Here is a 21,421-nt window from a genome sequence, read left to right on the forward strand (position 1 = left end):
TAGATAGAGAGAAGCACAAAAATAGAAACCTCAAAATCACAAATAAAGCAGACCGTCACAAAAGGTGCAGATAACACAAAACGATGCCAGATGGTAGGTTATAGGTGCTTTAGACTCTGAAAGAAAGGAGGAACGTCCGGAGCTCCGGCCGGAGAGCGAGAATAAGCGAAGCCAATTATAGCCGCAAAGGAGGCATTCGATTTTGAGAACCCAAAGGTATTCCGCAAGAGTTGCTGCCGTACTGCTCAGTGTGCTGCTGATCCTGTGCAGCGGGATTAACATCCCCCCTGCATATGCCGCATCTGCGCCGATCGCCAATATTCCAGGCTGGCCAACAAGCTACAATAACAATGGGGTGGACGGGGAAGTCTACATCGACCAAACCGTATTCAGCGCAGGTCAGGCCGCGTTAAAAATAGTGAACCGGACGCCCAAGGCCAGCAATGTGTTTCTGGCGATCCGGCAGAATGTTCCAGTGAAGCCCAACACCACCTATCAGGTGAGCCTGAAGGTCAAGGGGACTCAAGCCTCGTACTCAAGTATCGCACTGAATGCCGGCTGGTCGCTAAAAAAGGCTCTGCCGACGGGAACCTTCGATTGGCAGTCCATGATGTTTACTATTACAACAGATGCATCTGCCACCTCTTACCCGTTCACCGTTCTCTCCGAGGGCGTAACAGCGGCGCTTTGGCTTGATGATTTGACGATGGTGGAGGCAGGAACGGATACCAATCTGCTGCAGAACGGGGACTTTGAGACTGTGCCACAAGCTGCGGCCGTCAGCGCCGATCCCCCGCCGGGAATAGTGGAATCAGGCACAGCTGTCAGCTTGGCTACAGCAACCGTCTCGGCTGCCGTTTACTACACAACAGATAACACGGACCCTGTTTTGTCTCCGACAAAAGAATGGTATACCGGGCCGGTCGTCATTGATCATTCCTTAGTTTTGAAAGCGTATGCAAAAAGCTTGGGATATGCAGACAGTCCTGTCTCTACCTTCAGTTATAGCGTAAACGGAGCCGGGGCAGGCACGGTGACGGATGAGCAGACTTTCCTTGGAAGTCTGGCGGCAGGCAAAGCGGCTCCTGTCTATTATGCGGACGGAATCGTCCTGGATGGTGATTTAAGTGAATGGAGCGGAGCCTCCTTCATTGAATTGCCACTGCCCGGAAGCGGCCAGGCCAATTTGGCCAACTGGCAGGGAGCCGATGATCTGCTGGGAAGGGTCTATTTTGCATATGACGCCGATTCCCTCTATCTTGCCGCGAAGGTGCGCGATGATGTGCAATCCGGTGTGGCCGGAGCAGCGATGTGGTCAGGGGACAGTATCCAGTTCGCTTCGGGAACAAGTGTGTTGTATGGTCCGGAATATGGATTCGCCCATGTGAATGGAGCGCCTGAGGTATGGACATGGAATCAGGGAGATACGCCCGCCGATAAGCAGCCTATCCAGTTGCAGACCAAACGGGTTGGCTCCGAAACCATCTATGAGGCTGAAATTCCCTGGAGCGCTCTCCATGCGGATGAACCGGGGGCATCCATGCCTTTCAATTTTGTGCTGAATGACAATGACGGAGCCGGACGGAAGAATTGGGTAGAATGGACGCCGGGCATAGCGCAACTGAAGGACCAGTACAGCTTCGGGAATCTGTTCTTCATCCCGCAAAACAGTACGTGGGCGGCATGGCTGGACCGTGATTATATGCAGCCGGAAGAGAACCGCTACACAGCGGAGCAGAATGAGCCGCTGGACTTTCAGCTGAATCTGGTGAATTCCACAGATCAGGCGAAGCAATTCCAGACAAAGATAGCTCAAGTGGATCCGGCATGGAGGAATATTACAGTACCTGCGCATTCCGTATTGCAGTATCCGGTTACGGCCTCCTTTGCCGGGACCGGACAGCAATCGCTCACGGCAGAGGTCAGGGAAACGGGAACGGGCGAGGAGAGGACACTGGAGTGGGAGCTCGACATTCTTCCTTCCGGCACTCAGATTGAACAGGATTTAGAGCAGCTTGAAGAAGATATGGGTGAATTGAAAGCGCTGCTGGAGCAGGTGGAGGCGCAGGGGATCGCAGTGGATTATGCAAAGCTGGATATTGCGGTCATAGATAAATTTATTCCTTACGGCAAGGAAGATATTGCCCAAAATAAACTGGAACGGGCGCAATATGTCAGGGACCAGCTGTTGCTGTTGTACCTGCAGACCGAGGACCGCCTTGAGGCTTATTTGGCTGGGACACAGACCAGTTTCCCGGTTCCGCATTATGTTACCGGCGATGTGACTATCGACCGGCAATCTTTCATTGGCAACACGATCAATTCGCAGACAGGGGCAGAGGAGTCAAGACCGGTCTTCTTTACCGGTTACGGGCATTTTGCCCAGGTGAAAAAGGATATTCCTGTTCTGTCCCAGCTTGGGTCGAACATGATCCAGATGGAAACCGGGCCTAACCGTATCCTCCAATCGCCCAATACGATACTTGGGTGGAGCACGGAGCTCAGGGGGGAAGCCAAGGCGAGCTTTTCTTACGGGACAGAAGTGGTTCACGAAGGAAGCCGGGCCTTGAAGATAGTCAACCTTACGCCCAAGGCTGCAAATGTGTACGGAACGGTATGGCAGAAAATAGCCGTCAAGCCAAACACCAATTATGAATTCAGCATGTGGGTCAAAGGCGCCAATGTAAACAACGTCTGGTTCGGGACCTTCGCAACCCGGCTGGGGATCCCGGCGGGAACCTATGATTGGCAGAAAATTACCAAAACCTATCGCACGGGCAGTGCCGAGACCTCACTCGATTTCCGCATCGTGTCCGAGAATATAACCGATTCTCTGCTGATCGACAGTATTGGCATTGTGGAAAGCGGGACCACCGCCAATCTGGCGGCGTATCCCGGATTTGAAGATGACGGTACGGTGGTGAAAGAGGATTATCTCATTTCTACGGCCAACATCCGCAATGATATCCAGCAGGCGCTGCAAAGTGCCGGTGAACATAATCAGGCGGTGAGCCTGCTGCTGTCACCGCACTACTTCCCGGAATTCCTGCTGCAAAAGTACCCTGAAATCCGTTCTACTAACAGCGGCTTCATCAAATTCAACTTTAATCATCCGAAGGCAAGGGAGGCGATTGAGGATTATCTGCACACCCTGATTCCAATGGTCAAGGATTATCCTGCTCTCCAGAATATCGTATTGTCCAATGAGCCGGTGTTCATCTCGTATAAAGATCCTGCGCAAAAGCCTGCATGGCAGTCTTATCTGAAGCAGATGTATTCGGATATTGGACAGCTGAATGCCGTGTACAATACCGCCTATGAATCCTTTGAGCAGGTTGCGATGCCGCAGGCGGAGGAACGGACAGCACTTTATTATGACTGGATCAGCTTTAATGATCAGCTGTTTGCTGAGTGGCATGAATGGATGGCAGATATTATCCATGAAATGGCGCCGGATATCCCGGTAAGTGTCAAAATCATGGGTGGAGTCCTGGCCAAGTCCCAGTTGGCCAAGTCCCCGTTATCTTGGGGGATAGATCCGGAGCAGATATCCGGCCTCAGTGATCTGAATGGTCTGGATGCCTGGAATTATCTGCATGACGAGGGAGCAACGATTATAGAGAAGCTAAAATATTATGATCTGCTGTCCTCCTTTAAAACGGCTCCTGTGTTCAATTCGGAAGACCACATCATTCCCGACCGCGACAGCCGCTATGTGCCTGAACAGGCGCCCCATGTTCGCAACGATATATGGCAGGGAGCTATCCATGGACGAAGCGCTTCCACCATTTGGGTATGGGAAAGAACCAATGATCCCGCCAGCGATTTCGAGGGCAGTGTATTGTACCGTCCGGATGTCGTTTCGGCTATCGGCACAACAGGCATGGATCTGAACCGTCTGGCACGTGAGGTGACCTCCTTCCAGAACGCTCCCGCAGAAACGGCCGTTCTGTATTCTAAGGCGTCCAACCTGTACCGTCCGGCTTATCTGGAGGCGGTGGACCGGGCCTATTCCGCTCTGTCCCTCTCAGGACAGAAGGTCGGCTTTGTAAGTGAGAAACAGATCGGGGAAGGCAAGCTGTCTTCCGTCAAGCTGCTGATTATTCCGGATGCCCGGAATGTGGATGCAGAGACTATAGAAGCCGTCAAAGCCTATATTGAACAAGGGGGGCAGGCGGTTGTGCTGGGCCAGGATTCCTTTATCCGGGATGTTCATAACCAGACGCATCCGGAAGCGGCCAGAAGCTATATTATGGCGCATGCTGCAGTTATTCCTGTAACAGGAACTGCAACCGCGTTAACTTCGCCGACTCTCCCGGCATTGCAAGCGCAGCTTATTCCGATACTCAGACAGCAGAATTTGCTTCAGGTGGAATTGACGGATGCTCAAACCGGAGAAACAGTCTCCAATGTGGAGTGGAGAACCAGTGTATACGAAGGCAGACTGCTGCTGAATATCGCCAATTACAGCTGGCAGGCCAAACAGGTAAATATACTTCTCAATGGACAGGCGCCGGAAAGCATACAGGAATTGATCCAGGGCAAGAATCTTGGAGCATCGGCCGTAACGCTTGCCCCGTTCACGCCGCTGCTGCTTGACTTGGGAACCGTGGAGGGCGGCCATCCCGATCCGGGCAGCAATCCCGGCACCACGGACAGCGTCACATTGCCGGGCAAGCTGAGTCTGGCGGCAGGGCAGGACGGGGAGGTGCGGCTCGGAGATGAGGTCAGACTCATTCTCCCCAGCGGATTTATGGACACTGCAGTGAGCTTCTCCATCAACAAGCTGCAGACGGGGCAGGATTCCGGCGGAACTCTGCCGGGAGGAATGATTAGTCCGGTCTATGAGATCACTATGGTGCCCTCCCTGACGCCCGCCAAATCTGCAACACTGAGCATCCGCTTTAATAAGCCGCAGTTGAAGGCGCAGCAGCAGCCCGCAATGTTTGCCTGGAACAAGCAGGAACGTACTTGGGTGGAGCTTGCAGGAACGGTGGACGGAGACTGGCTTACTGCCGGGGTGGATAGGTTCACGAAGTTTGCCGTATTCGCGCCAGCCCTTCTCCGGCTGAGCCGGAGAAGGATGGATCAAGCGCCGAAGCCGCACCGAGAGATATTAGCGGACACTGGGCTCAGGACAGCATCCTGCAGGCAATATCCGCAGGGCTCTCGAATGGCTACGCGGACGGAACCTTTCGTCCGGATCAGCAGGTTGTCCGCGAGGAGTTCCTGACGCTGCTGGCCCGGGCGCTGCAGCCGGCAGAGAGTCTGAGCGGCCTGTCCTTTACGGATGCGCAGTCGGTAAGCAGCTGGGCGCGAAGCTCTTCGGCCGCGGCTGTGCAGGCCGGATGGATAGAAGGCTACGAGGATGGCACCCTCCGTCCCGGAGCGCCGCTCTCCCGGGCGGAGCTGGCGGTTCTGCTCATGCGGGCGCATTACGGTACGGAAGTGAAGCCGGCTGCGGAGAGGATATCCTTCAAGGATGAAGCATCCATTCCGGCCTGGGCCAAAGCAGCGGTATCCGGCGCAGCCGAAGCAGGCCTCCTCCAAGGAGACGCTCTGGGGAAATTCCTTCCACTGAAGACCGCGACCCGCGCCGAAGCGGTAGTGGTCCTGCTGAGAATAATGGAGAAGAAAACGGCTGCGTCTGCATTTTAAGTTAAGATAGAGGACGGCGAATCTTTACAATGATTGCATGGGCGGCATTCCTTCGGGAATGCCGCTATTTGTGCTATATAAACTTCCAAAAAAGGGACCGAATGTACTGCCCGGCTTAAAAAATGAAGGTTGGAACAAATGATGAAGGGTGCCGGATCGGGAAATGGTGTAGAAAACGGGAAAGTGAAGGTTTCGGAAGCTCCTCCTTTCATGCTAATTTGAGGGCAGCCGTTCAGATAGGGGATGCGCTTACTGAACGAGCCTTTAGCAAGAAAGGAGAGATTAACTTGTCACAATCCGCAGAGCCCTATATTCCACCGGCGATGCAGAAAGGCTCCGGAGCCGCAGTATCCAAAGGCCGATTCCGGAAACAGCTGAAGCGGGATAAATATTTGTATTTCATGCTTATTCCGGTTGCTGTATTCTTTGTGCTGTTCAAATACGCCCCATTATTCGGAGAAATTATTGCATTTAAAAATTACAGGCTGGCGGATGGAATATGGGGGAGCGAATGGGTAGGTCTGGGGCAGTTCAGGAAGCTGTTTGCCAGCCCGGAATTTTATACAGTACTGTGCAATACGCTGCTGCTTAATTTGTACAGTCTCGTATTTGCTTTCCCGGTGCCGATTATTCTGGCTATACTGCTCAATGAGGTGACCCGGAGCAGCTACAAGCGTGTTTTGCAAAATCTGCTGTACATCCCGCATTTCATCTCCTGGGTGGTTCTGGGGAGCATCGTCATCGCCATCCTGTCCCCATCCACCGGGATCGTGAATCAGCTGATGCAAATGGTTGGTCTGGAGCCGATTTATTTCATGGCGGACACCTTCTGGTGGCCGGTATCCTTCATTGCTTCAAGCATATGGAAAGAGGCGGGATTTGGAACGATTCTGTATCTGGCGGCTATAAGCGGCATTGACCCTACCCTGTACGAGGCGGCCAAAATCGACGGAGCCAGTAAATTCAGACAAATCTGGCATGTCACCTTGCCGGGGATCCGCAGCACCGCCGCAATTCTGCTGATTCTCCGGGTAGGCCAAATGATGGATGTCGGCTTTGAGCAGGTCTACGCCATGAAGAACAGCGCCGTCAGCCAGGTTGCCGAGGTTATCAGCACTTATGTTTATACCCGCGGTATCGAAAATCTTCAATACAGCTACACAACGGCTCTGGGGCTGTTCCAGTCACTTATCGCCTTTATCTTGGTCATTTCGGTCAACCGGCTGATCAAGACTATGGGAGAGCGGGGCCTGTGGTAGAAGGAATCATGCTTACAGAAAGAGGTCGATTACATTTATGAAAGCCAAAGCCGAGTTCTCATCTGTATTTTTCCGGTGGCTGAATTATATCGCGCTTGCTTTATTTGCCGCGGCAACGGTATTTCCCTTTATCAATATTATCGCCACGTCCTTCAGCGGCAGCCGGGCGATCAGCAGCGGGGAGGTTTTCCTCTGGCCGGTCGATTTTAATCTGGACGCCTACCGCAATCTGTTTGACGACGGGCAACTGGTAGTAGCCATGAAAAATACGGTTTTCATCACCGTTGCGGGGACTGCTTTTAACATGCTGTTCACCGTGCTGTGCGCCTATCCTTTGTCCAAAAGCAGGCTGCGGGGAAGAAACGCTATTCTGATGGCCGTATTGTTCACCATGCTGTTTAGCGGCGGGATGATTCCACATTTTCTGATGATCAACGCTCTGGGGTTGATCAACACGTATTGGGCGCTCTGGCTGCCGGCATTAATCAGCGTCTATAACATGTTTGTCATGAAGTCCTTTTTCGAGGGACTCCCGGAAGAGGTGGAGGAATCCGCCGCGATAGATGGAGCCAATGAATTGACCATACTCTGGAGAATTATCCTTCCCTTGTCCATGCCGGTCATTGCGGCTCTGACCCTGTTCTATGCAGTGGGCTGGTGGAACTCTTATATGAATGTGCTGATTTATATCCACAGCACCGACAAAATGTCCCTGATGGTCAGATTGTATCAGATGATCGAAATGGTCAGTCCCGAACTGCTGAAGAGCGGGGAAGGCGTAGGGCAGATTTCCATTACACCGGAGGGAATACGCGCGGCATCCATTGTTTTCTCGATCACGCCGATTCTCTGTGTTTACCCGTTCCTGCAAAAGCATTTTGTCAAAGGCGTTATGCTGGGTTCGGTCAAAGGCTGATATCACGAGCTTACCACAAGCTTGAAGATATGCTAGATTAATAAGGGAGGTTATTTAAAAATGAAAATCCACAAAACCAAATGGCTGTCCTCAGCGTTGACGCTGGGGATAGCGGCGGCCACGCTGCTGAGCGGGTGCGCGAACAACACGGACACGGCGAATAACAAGACAGATTCGCTTGCTAGCTCCAGCCCCGAGGCGACAAACAGCAAGCCCAAGGCTGTAAGCGTTTCAATGTTCGACCGCGGCGGCGTTTCCAGCGATGAGGGCACCTATGAGGACAACCGCTGGGTCAAATGGATCAAGGAGCAGAGCGGGATAGACGTGAAGATTATTCCGGTTCCCCGGGCACAGGCCCAGGATAAATTAAATGTGCTGATCGCTTCCAACCAGGCGCCGGACCTGATTTGGGAATATGACCGCAGTTATATCGGAAAGCTGGTTACTCAAGGGGCGATCCAGCCGATTGATGAATATATCGAGAAGTACAGCACCTCTTACAAAGCCTATCTGGAAGCGCATCCAGAACTTAAGCCGTACCTGACGTTCGACGGAAAAATGTATGCAGTCGCCACGGAGCGGACCATGAATTCCGTTGCCAATCACGGTGCCTGGATTCGCCAGGACTGGCTGGATAAGCTTGGACTGGCCATGCCGACCACCATTGACGAATTGCTTCAGGTCGCCCAGGCCTTCAAGGATGGAGACCCGGACGGCAACGGCACCGCAGATACCACGCCGATCGTAGGCTCAACCACCTTTGACTTCTATTCGGCCATTTATGCGGATATGAACAACCAGTGGTATCTGGAAGACGGCAAGATGGCGTACGGTGCCCTGCTTGACCGGTTCGGCGATGTCATGTCCCTGGAGAAGCAGGTATACGAGCAGGGGCTGGTCGATAAGGAATATTTGACCGACAAGAACAATCAGCGGGCCATCCAGCTCTGGACCACCGGCAAAGCAGGCATCTATATCGCCAACTGGGGCGGCGGAACGATGGAATCTCAACTGAAGGATATGCTGGCCAATGTGCCGGATGCGCAGCCTGTGCCGCTGGAGCCGGTATCCACGAAATACGGCAAATTCGGCCTGTATCAAGAGACTTCCCCATTCATTTATGTTGCCTTCAACAAGGATATGGCCGATCCCGAAGCGGCTGTGAATTATCTGGACTGGATGGTGGATGAAGGCTGGAAGGCACTTAACAACGGCTTTGAGGGCGAGCACTACACCGACGTGAACGGAGTCGCCAAGGTGATCGACCCTGACAAATTCAAGAAAGAAGTAGGATACGCCGGAGAATACGCCGTCCTGCGCAACAATACGTTCAAACCGGAAGACTTGCTGGTGAAGGCCGCTGCGGACGAAGTTTCCCAGCGCCTCGCCGCGCTCAGCCAACAGGGGCTTGAGCTGGCGATGAAGAATGAATTCAGACGGGATATTCCATATCAGCCAAGCTTTGTGGAATTCAATGAAATCCAGACATCCATGACGCCCTTTATCAATGAGATCCGCGCCAAGGTTACCACACAGGGAAGCAAGTATACCGGTGCCTGGGCGCTTGAGGAAATCCGTAAGGAATGGAAACGGCTGGGCGGAGAGCAGGTAGAGGTCCAGGCGCAGGAATGGTACGAGCAGAACAAGGCAAGTTTTGAGTAACGGCTGAGATCAGTCGGGAACTAAAGGATGGGGAGCTTTGCAGAATAAATGGGCAAAAAAATTGATGGCGGGCTTGCTGATTCTTTTGTTCCTGATTGTGTGCATATCGGGGCTGTTGTTTTATTTCATCTTCACCGGCGATCTTAAGGACCGCCTGACGCGGACGAATATGGAGCTGCTGGAGCATATGAACCAGAAGCTGGAGCTGGTGCTGAAGAGTGTGGACAATGAGTCCGTGCAGCTCGTTCAGAATGATGAGGTCCAGAAGTTTTTTGATGAGAAGCTTCCCAGCGAGGAAGCGGCGGGCAATGATTTCCGGCTAGGCGGACAGATCGACCGGCTCATCCGCAGCGACGATTACATCTTCTCCATCGATATGTATTCTTACAGCCAGAACAGGCTGGTTTCCGGGGATATGCTGACCGAAGAGCGCAAGCTGGAGGATTACGGCTGGATTACCGCGTTCGAGACGTTCGACGGATATTTTGAGTGGCTGCCGAGCCGGCAGCTGGTCATTAACCGGTCCACCTCGCCGATCTACAGAAATGTGATCACGCTGGTCCGCACCTATCCGCTGCTTCATTCCGTGGGTGCCCGCAAAGGGGCGATGGCACTGAATCTGAAGACAGAAATGCTGCTCTCGCTGATTCACAATGAGGATGAGGATCTTGGGGAGACCTATATTGTGGATGAGACGGGGCAGATCGTGCTTCATCCTGACGAGAATAAGCTGGGGCAGAACATCGGCCAGTCTTCATACATTCATGAGGCGCTGAGCCGCAAGAGCAGAACGGGGAATTTTCACTCACAGGTGGATCAGAAGCCGTCGATGGTCTTCTATATGGACTCTCCCTATACCGGATGGACGCTAGTCCGCACCGTTTCCGATCTTAAGCTCAACCAGCCGCTTATTGCACTCCGCAATACGTTGGCCGTGATTTCGGCGATGATCCTCATTGCCGCTGCCGCCATGGGCCTGGCGCTCGGCAAGTGGACCTTCAGACCGCTGAACCGGTTTTTGCACACACTCTCCGTCAAATTGAATGAATATTCTCCGCAGGCGAAGGAGACAGACCGGGCAGATGATCTGCAATTTCTGGAGTCCGCTTTTGAAGGGATTCTGGTCCAGAGCGACCAACTGCACAAGCAGATGCAGGAGACCCGCCCCATGCTGAAGTGGCAGCTGCTGATGGAGCTGCTCTCCAACTATAAGATCAATATCTCTAATGTTGTGCAGTATATGGAAATGCTCGGAATCCAGTTTCATCCGAACCGCTTTGTCGTGCTGAATGCGGAGCTGGACCGGCGGGAGGAGATTGCCGCGATCCGGGATGTGCACCTGTACAATTATGCGCTCTGTAATTTGGCCGAAGAGTTGATTCTGGCCGAGGGAAAGGGCGCTGCCATCGAGCTGGAGAATGGCACCTGTGCGATCATCATCAGCTTTGCCGACGATGATGCCGATGCCGAGCTGCGGGCGGTGGCTGTAGCGGAACTGATCAAATCGTATGTGGAAGAGCACTTCCGGCGCACCATCTCCATTGGGGTGGGAGGGCTGGTGGAGTCTATGACAGAGCTTCACAAGTCCTTTAAGCAATCCAAAGAAGCCTTGTCCTACCGCCTTGTCTTCGGCGCGAACTCGATCATTACCCGTGAGGATATTCACGGCGATCTTTCTCCCCGCTTCTACCGTTTGGTGGCGATGACGGAGGATATGATGGATTCGCTGAAGCTGCTGGACGGCACGAAGCTGCGCGAGCAGGTGGAACGATGGTTCGAAGCCTTCGCCGAATATGGCGTGCCGCCCCAGATCATCCGGCAGCTCAGCCTTCAATGCCTGATGAAGGCGGCGGAAATCGCCGAGGATGTTGGCATCGGCCACAATAATATCCAAATGCCCCAGGAGCTGCAGGAGGCGCTGAATCTGCACAAAAGCCTGGAAGAGATCAAGGAATTTCTAATGAAGACCCTGCAGGGGCATATGGAAGCCATCAAAGAGAAACGGAGCAGCAGGGAGAAAAACGGCCTGATTCTGAAGGTACTGGAATATATTCATGACAATTACAGCCGAACCGATCTTTCGCTGAATTTGCTGGCTGAGGAATACCGGGTCAGCGTGTCCCATCTGAGCAAGCTGTTCAAGGAGCAGACCGAGGGCAACTTCATCGACTATCTGATGGCGCTGCGCATGGCTGAGGCCAAACGGCTGCTGGAGGAGACGGACGGCAAAATTATGGATATTGCCGAAGCGGTCGGCTACGGCAACGTCAACAGCTTTGTCCGCATTTTTAAAAAGTTCACTGCGCTGACGCCTTCCGAATACCGGGAGCAGCGGCGCAAGTAACAGGGAGCGGGAGAAGCCGGGGCATTGGCGGCTTCTCCTTCCTATATGAAGGGTAGGATCACAATGAATAATATGCTCGATGAACAGGCTCTCCTGCGGTGGAGGCTTGAACAATTGGAGAACCAATTCAGCCCGGTGCATTCGATGATCAGAGAGAAATATACAACCAACGGCTACCACACCGCACTTCAGAATGTGGAACAGGTGCATTCCATACGTTCTTCCATTGAATATGCCCAAGGGCTTTTGGATACCGGGCTTACGGATGCTGAGGATAGGGCTTTTGCCGTGATCCGGCAAATCGTTTCACTTCAGGACCATGATCCGGCCAGCGTGACTTATGGTATCTGGTCGTATTATCTGGAAGAGCCCTTGTCCAGCATGAGGCCCCCGGATTGGAACTGGGCGGATTTTATCGGGAAAGTACTTCTAACAACAGTAATCCGGCATAAGCACCGGATGCCTGCGGAGCTGCTGGATAGGGTGCGGGAATCGGTATTTCACGCCTGCGAGTCCATCATCCGGCGCAACATGGGTCCGCATTATACGAATATTGCCATTATGGGATCGTTTGTGACGCTGCTCGCGGGAGAAGTGTTTCAGAATCCGCGCTATCTGGATTATGGCTTGCAGAAATTCGAGGCCTTCCATCAATATGCCAGCCGAACCCGGACGTTTCAGGAATACAACAGTCCGACGTACACTAAGGTGGCGATTATTGAATTATCGCGCATCCGCTCCGCGACCAGGATCGGCCGGGCGCTGGAAATATGCGAGGATATGCTAAATTTGGCCTGGGAGGGGGTGGCACGGCATTTTCACGCGTCCACAGGGCAATGGGCGGGGCCACATAGCCGCTGTTATTCCACCTTGCTGCCGGATGCAGCCAGGGCGTTCCTGCAGCTGGCGCTGGAGGGAGAACTGGATTTTTGTGCTCCAGCGGATATGTTCTACGATCTGGAATGGTACAACCTTGGTATTTCCTGTCCCGAATCCTACCGCGCCTTGTTCAGGGAAGCCGCTGAAAGGGAAGTACGCGAGGTGTATTACCGCAGTGAAGACGGCTATGAAAAAACCGCTGTTACTTACATGACTACGCGCTATGCGCTTGGTTCGGCCAGCAAGGAGGTCATGTGGAATCAGCGGCGCAATCTGCTGGCCTATGTGGACGGTCCCGGCGGAACGGTCTATGCGGCGCTGCGGATGCTGCATGACGGCTATGATTTTTCCGCACCCGTCTTTTCCGCCGAGCAGCGCAAGGGGAACGTGCTGTGCGGTCTTCAGCTCTCGCTGAACGGCGGGGATACGCATATCGGTCTGGACCGGATCGACGGCGGCATCCAGGCAGAGGATCTGCGCCTGCGGCTGGAAATCGTCGGCAGTCTTGACGGTGTAACCGCCAATGCCGTGGACGGCGGGGCGGTGGTATCCATAGGCGGGGTGAAGCTTTCCCTTCGCGGTTTGTATACCCGGTTTGCCGGAGGGGCAACTTCGCTGGTCCAGAATCCGGAATGGGAAATTGTCCACAGCGGCGACACCCTCTGCCTTGATCTGGTGCTGTACAGCGGTGAACGCCGGAGAATTGATTTTACGTCTCTGGACGAGGCAACGGTCGTCTTTACCTTGTCGGTACGCGAGGATGAGGGACGGGACAGCAGCCCGGACTCCTTCTTCGTAACCATGTCGGCCGCAGGCAACGGGGAAGAAGTTACTGCAAGCTGGAGTACGGAGGATGGGGAACTGGCGCTTAATCTGCGGCTGAAGCCGGACATGGTGGAAGCGCTCAGAGGACAGGACTAAGGGGTAAGGAGGCCCGGAGACTGATCTTCGGTATCTGAACATTAAGTGCTGCGGTATACAAGCCCGGCACAGACCAAAGGCACCGCAAGGATTGCGGTGCCTTTGGTCTGGCTTCCCCCCGCATAGGCAGGGTCTTGTGAACGGAGTCAGCCTTCACTTCATGGCTTCGGCCAGAAGAATGAGCACCAGGCCTTGACCGTAGAGAGTGGGTATACAGGAGATTTCATTATAGTCCTCCACAGTGGGCATCACCGGAGTGCCGCCGGACACGCCGCCGACCTCCCCATCGGCCTTGATCGTGCCCAGCACCGCTTCAAGTGCAGCTCTGGCAAGTCCCAGAGCTGCTTCGCCGAGCAGGCCCATCCGTACAGCCTTGAATATCCCGGCTGCGATGCCGGCGCTCCCGGAGGTTTCAAGATAGAAGTCTGTCCGGTCCATGACTGTATGCCAGAGTCCGGACGGACTCTGATAACCGATTAACGCCGCCATCAAGCGGCGGTATCTCTCCGTAATGGAGGCAGGCACAGGCAGCAGGCCCTCCACCTCCTGCAGAATCATGGGCGCTGCAAGGGCAATCCAGGCGTTGGCTCTTGTCCATCTGGCTGCAGACATATGGTCACCGGTGATACAGTTCCAGCCGTGAAACAGCACGCCGCTCTGTTTATCCTCAAGCAGTCTCAGGTGAAGCTCCAGCTGGCTGAGGGCTTCCCGGGCATACCCGGTTTCTCCGGTCAGCCGGGCCAGACGGGCCAGAAACAGCACAGCCATAAACACGGTATCCGCCCAGACCTGCTCCGGAAAGCTTGCCTGTTCGGTCACCGTATGCTCGAAAGCGCCTTCCCGGGTTCTTGGCGCTTCATGCAGCATCCATTGACCGGTACGGATTGCGCTCTCCTTAAAGACAGGATTCCCTGTGACGCTGTACAGTGCGGGAAAGATGGCAAACGGAGCCATGGAGTTAATAACCTTTGCATGCCCGGATTGGTGCAAATGCGCAAGGGCCCATTCTGACAGCCGGTTTATAATCTCATCGCCGCCGTCCTGCTGATAATATTCCAGGATAGAGGCGGCACCTACGCCGGGAACCCAATCCCAATGCGCCATGTCCATTCCCCAATTGCCGGAATGATCCAGGAGCATATATGAATATACCTTGCTTGCTGCATGCTGAAGCGCTCGGGATGAAGTCAATGTTGTCATAATCTACTAGTCCTCCTGTGATCTAGAGTTGAGCTTATATTAAGCAGTATAAGTGGCTTGCCTGTATGAATTCTTGGGCGATCCTGCCCGATGTATTGTAGAATTGTACACTTATACTGATGAGGAAAGGAAGCTTGGCATGTCTGGAATGAGATCTGTAAATGAGTTGAATTCTGCTTCTTCAGCGGGATTGAAGAAGCAGAATTTCTATATGGTCGATGATATGACGAACAGGGCGCTTGCAGATTACCCGGTTCAATGTGTACAGCGCATTAATGGCATCAAGCAGGCGGAACTGCACTCGCATCACGGTTATGAATGGTACTTCTGCCTGGCAGGAAGCGGGGGATTCATTGCGGGAGATCAAGCCTACGGGATCTTCGCGGGCAGCCTGATTATTGTGAGGCCGTCCGTGCTGCATATGCCCAGACCGGCCAATGGCCAGCCGCTGCACCGGCTGATTCTTTCGGTAGACGAGAGGTATCTGGACAGGCTTTGCAGCGTAGACCGCTCCACAGCGGAGCAGGTCTACGAATGGCTGCCCGATGGAGCGTCTGCTTCTGTGCTCTGGCAGCTGAACACCGGACAGCTGGAGAGCGTCCGGGCTATTTTGCTCGAGCTGGAGAGCGAGCTTGCAGGCAAGAGGGAAGCGTACACCCTGGAAGTGCAAAGCCTTCTGCTCCGACTGTTCGCTGTGTTGACACGGCAGAAGGCGGGCCCGCCGCCCCGGCAAGCGGAGGAGCGCAGGAAGCTGCTCGCGGAGCAGATGACCGGCTACATTGCCGACCACTACAAGCTCCCCTTCCGGATGGAAGAGATGGTCCGTTATTTTCATTTCTCCCGCTCCTATTTGCACCGGATCTTTAAGCAGGAGACCGGCATTGCGATCCTGGAATATTTAACACATTACCGGATCAACCGTGCCAAGGAGCTGCTGGAAGCTGAGAGTATGCCGCTGATCGAGGTTGCGGTGACAGCCGGATTTCAAGATCTGTCTTATTTTTGCCGCAGCTTCAAACGCCTGACAGGTGTACCGCCGGGCCGTTACCGTATGCTGCTCCGGCAGGGCGGTAGATAGCCCGGGCCGGTTGCTGTAAAGGCTTATAATTTTCCGGAACATTCAGGGGGCTACCTGCTGGCCGTTGTTCCCGGCAGACAGCGCAGTTCCATGAAACTGTACGCCCTGCTCAGCCAGCAGCTGATGCAGCCGCGGTATTGAAATATCCGCCATATAGACGGTGCCCTCTTCCTTGGCGACAGCTGCTGCGACTCCAGCCGCCTGACCCAGCGCATAGCAGGTGGCCTGCACGCGCATGGAGGACATGGCTACATGAGTCGCCGAAATGCTTCGTCCCGCTACCAATAGCCCCTGCACACCGGCAGGTACCATACAGCGGTACGGAATATCGTAGCTTCCCAGCTGGCGCTCCTCCGTCGTTTTTTGCCCGTCAGGGCTGTGAATATCGATTTCATAATTGGTCTGCGCCACGACATCCCCGAACCTGCGGGCTTCAAGCAAATCCTGTTCGGTCAATGTATACAGGCCAACGATTTGCCCGGTTTCCCTCACACCGGTCTGGCCGGGAATATGGGCAATAATGTAATTCTCAAAGCCGTTGCGCTGCAAATAATGGGCCGTTGAGAAAACCTGGCGTAGAGCCTCGCGCTCCGCGAAGTTGGTGTCTTCAATACGGGCACCGTTGCCCTTAACGCGGGTCATATTGACCAAAAGCGTGCCGTCATCATTCTTTTCCCAGTACAGGTGGCGTCCCTGCGGCAGATCGTCTACGGACTCATATATCTCACAGTCCTCAGGAAGATAAGGGACAACCGGCTTGCCGGTATTCTGCATGGTGAACATAAGGGTCATAGGCTGTGTTAATCCGTCCTGTTCCCGGCCGTAGCGCATAGGCACTCCGGCATCCCTGGCCACAGCGGCGTCCCCTGAGCAGTCCAGCACAATCCCGCCCATGAAGGCCTTCAGCCCTTCGCGGGTCCGGGCCAGTACTCCGCGTACCCGCTGCCTCTCCATGACGGGCTGGACATAGACGGTGTGGTAGAAGACCTTAACCTTCTCCCGGTGCAGTTTGCCGTTCAGATAATGGCGCACTGCAAAGGGGGAATACTGGTCCTTCCGGGAGTGCAGCGACATCAGGTGGGAGCCGGGAACGGCTTCGGGAGTTGTCTCTTCAAGCATTTCACGGTAGATGCCGGTCACGTTGCCGACACTCATATAGATGCTGACATTAGCCAGTGTTCCCATCCCTCCAAGCTGCCCTGATTGCTCCAGCAGTATTACCTTCTGTCCGCAGCGGGCGGCGGAGATCGCCGCCGCTGTCCCGGCCGGACCGCCCCCGATAACAACGACATCGGCCTCCTCATATATCTCTGCAGCCACCTGCAGATTTATCTGTTCTTTTTTCACCATATTCATCCTTTCTATATAGGGCTTAGCTTTATAATAGATATAAGGAACAAGGGATTATAGCTTGATTTTAGTTGTACTTAGGGGATTGTGGGCTTGCATTGCAGGAGAGCTATGGAAGAATGGAATGGCCAAGTAAAAGGGGGAAGCCGTGTGTCAAAGAGAAAAACGGTCACGCTGCGCGATCTGGCGGACCGCCTGGGGCTGAGCGTGTACACAGTATCCAAAGCGCTGCGCGGGCTGCCGGGCATGTCCGAACCGACCCGCAGGCTGGTATTCGCTACTGCCCGGGCAATGAATTATGCGACCAAAGCGCAGGAAGCGGGGCTTGCCGCTGAATCCATTGCCTATGCGGCGGGCAAGCCCCGCCGGTTCGTCATGCTGATGCCTGCAGACCACTCATTTCTAAATCTGCAGTTCCATGGTCTGCATCAGCGCATGGATGAACTGGGCCATCAGGTACAATCCGTATTGCTGCCGTTTGAGGGACCCCAGCCGGACAAGCTGGCGGACTGGCTGGAGGAGAGCGGCATTCTATACTGCGACGGATTGTTTCTGTCGCCGCTGCTGCCCGTCTGGGCAGAGACCATTCTGCTGCAGCTTGGTCTTCCGAAGGTAATGATCAATTTCCCGCCCGAAGGTGCCGAGGTGGACAGTGTAATCTGGGATGTCCAGCATGCGATCATTCTTGCGGTAAATGCGCTCTGCCGCAGCGGTCATCGCCGAATTCTGTACGTGGGTGAGCCGGACGGACAGCGGGGATTCCGCTTGCGCTATCAGAGCTTCAGGGCCGCCTGTGCAAGCCGGGGAATTTCCGCTGCTGAACAGATGTATCATGTGAACCCCGCTGATCCTCAATGGCTTGCTGACTTATCGGCCATTCTTCAGACAGGAAGCCCTACGGCTATTCTCTCGGCGAATCATGGACAAGCCTGGCCCATTCTGCGGAAGGTGCATGAATTGGGACTTAATATTCCGGAGCAGTTATCAATTGTTGCGATGGAGCATGGGGAACTGGAGGCTTGTCCCGGCTTGTCGCGCCCGGCGCTGCTGGTCCAGGAGGCAGGGGAGCGGGCGGCTGAGCTGATGCTGCGGCGGATTGCCAATCCGCTGGCACCTTATGAGCAAATCCGGCTGCTGGGACCGTTTCTGACAGGGGAGACGGTTGCGGAACCATCTCTCTGCTGAACAAAGAAACCGTCAATTCTCCAGCTATAGGAGAATTGACGGTTTCTTAATCCTAGTTTAATCGCCCGTCTCCACAATCCAGACCTCAGGCAGATTGCGGAACTGCTCGGCGTAATCCAGACCATAGCCGACAACGAATTCATCGGGAATGTCAATGCCGCAGTATTCGACTGGAACTTCGACCAGGCGGCGGGAAGGTTTGCTTAGAATGGTACAGATACGGACGCTTGCAGCTTCGCGCAGGGCGAACAGCTGCCTCAGATGCTGCAGAGTCAGGCCGGTGTCGATCAGATCTTCGACGAGCAGCACATGCTTGCCGCGGATATCCATGTCGATATCCTTCTTGATCGTGATGACACCGGAGGAGGTGGAGCTTGCACCGTAGCTGGACACTGACATATAGTCGATGCCGACCGGGAAAGTGATTTCGCGCATCAGGTCGGACATGAATACAGCGCCGCCTTTGAGAATGCCGATAAGTACAAGCTCTTTGCCTTCATAGTCACGCGATATTTCAGTGCCCAGTTCTCTGACTCTTTGCTGCAGCTGGTCCTTGCTGACCAGAACTTTGGTAATTTGTGTCATGGTTGACGCTCCTTATGGATTAGGATGTGATCAGGAGGATGATCTGTCCTTTTCCTTCAGCATAACATCATGTGCGCCTCCTTCAAAGATGGTTGTGGAGGAAACCAGTGTAATCTTCGCCTGTTTCTGCAGTGCCGGGATGGTCAGTGAGCCGCAGTTGCACATGGTTGATTTGATTTTGCTGATGCTGAGATCCAGATTATCCTTGAGCCGTCCGGCGTAAGGAATGAAGGAATCCACGCCTTCCTCGAACTCCAGTTTGCTCTCTTTGTCGGCATTGCCGAAGTCATAACGCTGCCAGTTGCGGGCGCGGCTCGACCCCTCACCCCAATATTCCTTAACGAAGTTCCCGCCGACCAGCAGCTTGCGTCCGGGGCTTTCATCGAATCTGGCAAAATAGCGGCCCAGCATCACGAAGTCAGCTCCCATCGCCAGCGCCAGCACAATATGGTAATCATGGACAATCCCGCCATCGGAACAGATCGGGACATAGATGCCGGTCTGCTCGTAATATTCCTGGCGGGCGGCTGCGACTTCAATGACGGAGGAGGCCTGGCCGCGTCCGATCCCTTTTTGCTCCCGGGTAATACAGATGGAACCGCCGCCGATGCCGACTTTGATGAAATCCGCCCCGGCTTCCACGAGGTACAGGAAACCTTCCTTGTCGACGACATTGCCTGCCCCGACCTTCACTTTCTCTCCGAAAGTATCCTTAATATAATGGATGGTTTCGGCCTGCCATTCGGAATAACCGTCAGAGGAATCAATGCACAGGACATCTGCTCCGGCTTCCACCAGCGCCGGTACGCGCTCCTTGTAATCCCGGGAGTTGATACCCGCGCCGACAATGAGCTGTTTGTTATCATCATGCAGCTCCAGCGGATACTCCTGATGGCTGTCATAATCCTTGCGGAACACAAGGTGGACGAGATGGCCGCTGGCATTAACAATCGGCAGGCAGTTCAGCTTATGATCCCAGATCATATCATTGGCTTCGGTTAAGGTGATGCCTTCTTCGGCATAGATTAGTGAAGATAACGGCGTCATAAATTCAGTAATCGGGCACTCCGGCGGCAGACGGTTCTCGCGGTAATCGCGGCTTGTGACAATGCCCATCAGCTTGCCTGTCGGTTCCCCGTTGTCCGTAATGGCAATGGTGGAGTGGCCGCTGCGCGCTTTCAGCGCCAGTACATCCTGCAGTGTATCCTCCGGCTTCAGATTGGAGTCGCTGAGGACGAAGCCGGCTTTGAACTTTTTGACCCGGCGGACCATCTCGACCTGCTGCTCGATCGACTGTGAGCCATAGATGAAGGAGATGCCGCCGCTTTTGGCCAGGGCAATCGCCATGTTATGGTCGGATACGGCCTGCATGACTGCTGAGGTAACAGGCAGATTCATGGTCAGTGCCGGAGTCTCGCCCTTGCGGAATTTGGTTACTGGCGTCCGGAGATCGACATTCCCCGGGATGCACTCTTTGGTGGTCAGACTGGGCACCAGCAGGAACTCACTGAAGGTTCTTGAAGGCTGCTCATAATAATAAGCCATGGCTTGTCACTCCTCTGCTAAAGTTTCATCAATTCTGCAATTGTAGTTCTATACACTTCATACCTTGGATAGAAACCGTACCGGCACTCCAATGTCCGTTTCCAACTGCTTGTAGTGTTCCCCTTTGGCCAGAATTGCCTGCACACCGACAAGCTCAATGCCCATAACGGACATTTGCTCAGCGATACAGCGGATGGTAGCGCCTGAACTGATCACATCATCCAGCAGCAGCACCCGGTCACCGGCGGAGAATCCGTCAAAATAAATATAATTCTCGTTATACGCCGTCTCGCGTTTGATGCTGACCTCGTAATTCTCATACAGCTCCGTGCTGAGCCGCAGGATATTCATCGGCTTCATCAGCTTGTAGGCCGCAAGCATGCCCCAGGTATGCCCGCCCGGTTCAGGCGATACGATGTAATCGAAATCCGGGAATTGTTCCGTAACGGCCTCTGCCAGACTATCGGTAATCTCGCTGATCAGCTCAGGGGTGATGTAGGTTCCGCGTTCTCCAAAAGGGTATAGCTTAAAGTCATAGGCTGTATCTTTATTCTTGTAGATCCTCACATTCTTGGCTTGGCTGATCGATTCACTTAACCGTGCGTAGGATGCACTCATTGCCCTCACTCCTTCTATTATAGATGCCAAAAACCCCAGGACCAAGAGGCGCAGGACAAGACTGGTACTTCAGGAGGAGAAGCCGGGCATAGCCGTGTTCCCTTCACTGGTTGCTCCAGTATCTTGTCTGGCCTCTTGTAGCCTGGGGCAATTTACGGTTGCCTGTAGATACGCTCATTCCAAATTAACGAGCTTATACAAGAGATGTTTGATTAGAGAAT

The 21,421-nt window shown here is 54.0% G+C and carries 14 protein-coding genes and 1 riboswitch; of the genes, 9 read left to right on the forward strand and 5 right to left on the reverse strand.

Translation table 11 applies throughout. The features are described 5' to 3' along the window. Positions 1 to 202 precede the first annotated feature (202 nt). The 7 genes from NSQ73_RS05020 to NSQ73_RS05050 all read left to right on the forward strand — a co-directional run bounded on the left by NSQ73_RS05020 (position 203) and on the right by NSQ73_RS05050 (position 13,639). Positions 203 to 5,233, forward strand: a complete 5,031-nt coding sequence (locus tag NSQ73_RS05020; RefSeq protein WP_340985595.1) for a beta-galactosidase — start codon at positions 203 to 205, stop codon at positions 5,231 to 5,233. Further along, positions 5,155 to 5,658 carry an S-layer homology domain-containing protein gene (locus tag NSQ73_RS05025; protein WP_445669652.1) on the forward strand — a complete coding sequence of 168 codons (504 nt, stop codon included), beginning with the start codon at positions 5,155 to 5,157 and terminating at the stop codon, positions 5,656 to 5,658. The genes NSQ73_RS05020 and NSQ73_RS05025 overlap by 79 nt, the downstream gene beginning before the upstream one ends. Positions 5,659 to 5,945: 287 nt before the next feature. Then, entirely contained in the window at positions 5,946 to 6,917 is a 972-nt protein-coding gene (locus NSQ73_RS05030) for an ABC transporter permease (RefSeq protein WP_340985596.1), read from the forward strand. A 37-nt stretch (positions 6,918 to 6,954) separates the two neighbouring features. Beyond that, positions 6,955 to 7,833, forward strand: coding sequence for a carbohydrate ABC transporter permease (locus tag NSQ73_RS05035; RefSeq protein ID WP_340985597.1), 879 nt, complete (start codon positions 6,955 to 6,957; stop codon positions 7,831 to 7,833). Positions 7,834 to 7,893: 60 nt separating this feature from the next. Further along, a complete protein-coding gene (locus tag NSQ73_RS05040; protein WP_340985598.1) occupies positions 7,894 to 9,495 on the forward strand; it encodes an extracellular solute-binding protein in 1,602 nt (533 codons plus the stop codon). A gap of 37 nt (positions 9,496 to 9,532) precedes the next feature. Further along, entirely contained in the window at positions 9,533 to 11,839 is a 2,307-nt protein-coding gene (locus NSQ73_RS05045) for a helix-turn-helix domain-containing protein (protein WP_340985599.1), read from the forward strand. Positions 11,840 to 11,902: 63 nt separating this feature from the next. Continuing rightward, the gene (locus tag NSQ73_RS05050; protein ID WP_340985600.1) at positions 11,903 to 13,639 is read left to right on the forward strand and encodes a hypothetical protein; all 1,737 of its coding nucleotides are present in this window, start codon (positions 11,903 to 11,905) and stop codon (positions 13,637 to 13,639) included. Positions 13,640 to 13,792: 153 nt separating this feature from the next. Here the strand turns inward: NSQ73_RS05050 and NSQ73_RS05055 are convergent, their stop codons facing one another. Further along, positions 13,793 to 14,839, reverse strand: a complete 1,047-nt coding sequence (locus NSQ73_RS05055) for a glycoside hydrolase family 88/105 protein (protein WP_340985601.1) — start codon at positions 14,837 to 14,839, stop codon at positions 13,793 to 13,795. A 139-nt stretch (positions 14,840 to 14,978) separates the two neighbouring features. On the opposite strand from NSQ73_RS05055, the gene NSQ73_RS05060 reads away from it, so the two are divergent. Next, positions 14,979 to 15,917 (forward strand): AraC family transcriptional regulator, encoded by a 939-nt coding sequence (locus NSQ73_RS05060; protein ID WP_340985602.1) that lies wholly within the window; start codon positions 14,979 to 14,981, stop codon positions 15,915 to 15,917. Between the two features lie 42 nt (positions 15,918 to 15,959). Here the strand turns inward: NSQ73_RS05060 and NSQ73_RS05065 are convergent, their stop codons facing one another. After that, positions 15,960 to 17,267: an FAD-dependent oxidoreductase gene (locus NSQ73_RS05065; RefSeq protein WP_340985604.1), complete on the reverse strand. Its 1,308-nt coding sequence runs from the start codon at positions 17,265 to 17,267 to the stop codon at positions 15,960 to 15,962. Between the two features lie 150 nt (positions 17,268 to 17,417). Here NSQ73_RS05065 and NSQ73_RS05070 point away from each other — a divergent pair, with 150 nt between their 5' ends. After that, a complete protein-coding gene (locus tag NSQ73_RS05070) occupies positions 17,418 to 18,452 on the forward strand; it encodes a LacI family DNA-binding transcriptional regulator (protein ID WP_340985606.1) in 1,035 nt (344 codons plus the stop codon). Positions 18,453 to 18,509: 57 nt separating this feature from the next. Here the strand turns inward: NSQ73_RS05070 and hpt are convergent, their stop codons facing one another. Genes hpt through NSQ73_RS05085 form a run of 3 tightly spaced genes read right to left on the reverse strand, consistent with a single transcriptional unit; the run spans position 18,510 to position 21,200 of the window. Then, on the reverse strand, positions 18,510 to 19,037 hold the full coding sequence (gene hpt / locus NSQ73_RS05075) for a hypoxanthine phosphoribosyltransferase (protein ID WP_340985607.1): 528 nt from the start codon (positions 19,035 to 19,037) through the stop codon (positions 18,510 to 18,512). A gap of 30 nt (positions 19,038 to 19,067) precedes the next feature. After that, on the reverse strand, positions 19,068 to 20,582 hold the full coding sequence (locus tag NSQ73_RS05080; protein WP_039308082.1) for an IMP dehydrogenase: 1,515 nt from the start codon (positions 20,580 to 20,582) through the stop codon (positions 19,068 to 19,070). A gap of 57 nt (positions 20,583 to 20,639) precedes the next feature. Beyond that, complete coding sequence (locus NSQ73_RS05085) at positions 20,640 to 21,200, reverse strand: phosphoribosyltransferase (protein ID WP_039308084.1); 561 nt, start codon at positions 21,198 to 21,200, stop codon at positions 20,640 to 20,642. A gap of 118 nt (positions 21,201 to 21,318) precedes the next feature. After that, positions 21,319 to 21,421, reverse strand: a riboswitch (purine riboswitch).

It is taken from the genome of Paenibacillus sp. FSL R10-2736 (assembly GCF_038000245.1).
GTDB lineage: Bacteria > Bacillota > Bacilli > Paenibacillales > Paenibacillaceae > Paenibacillus_AQ > Paenibacillus_AQ phytohabitans.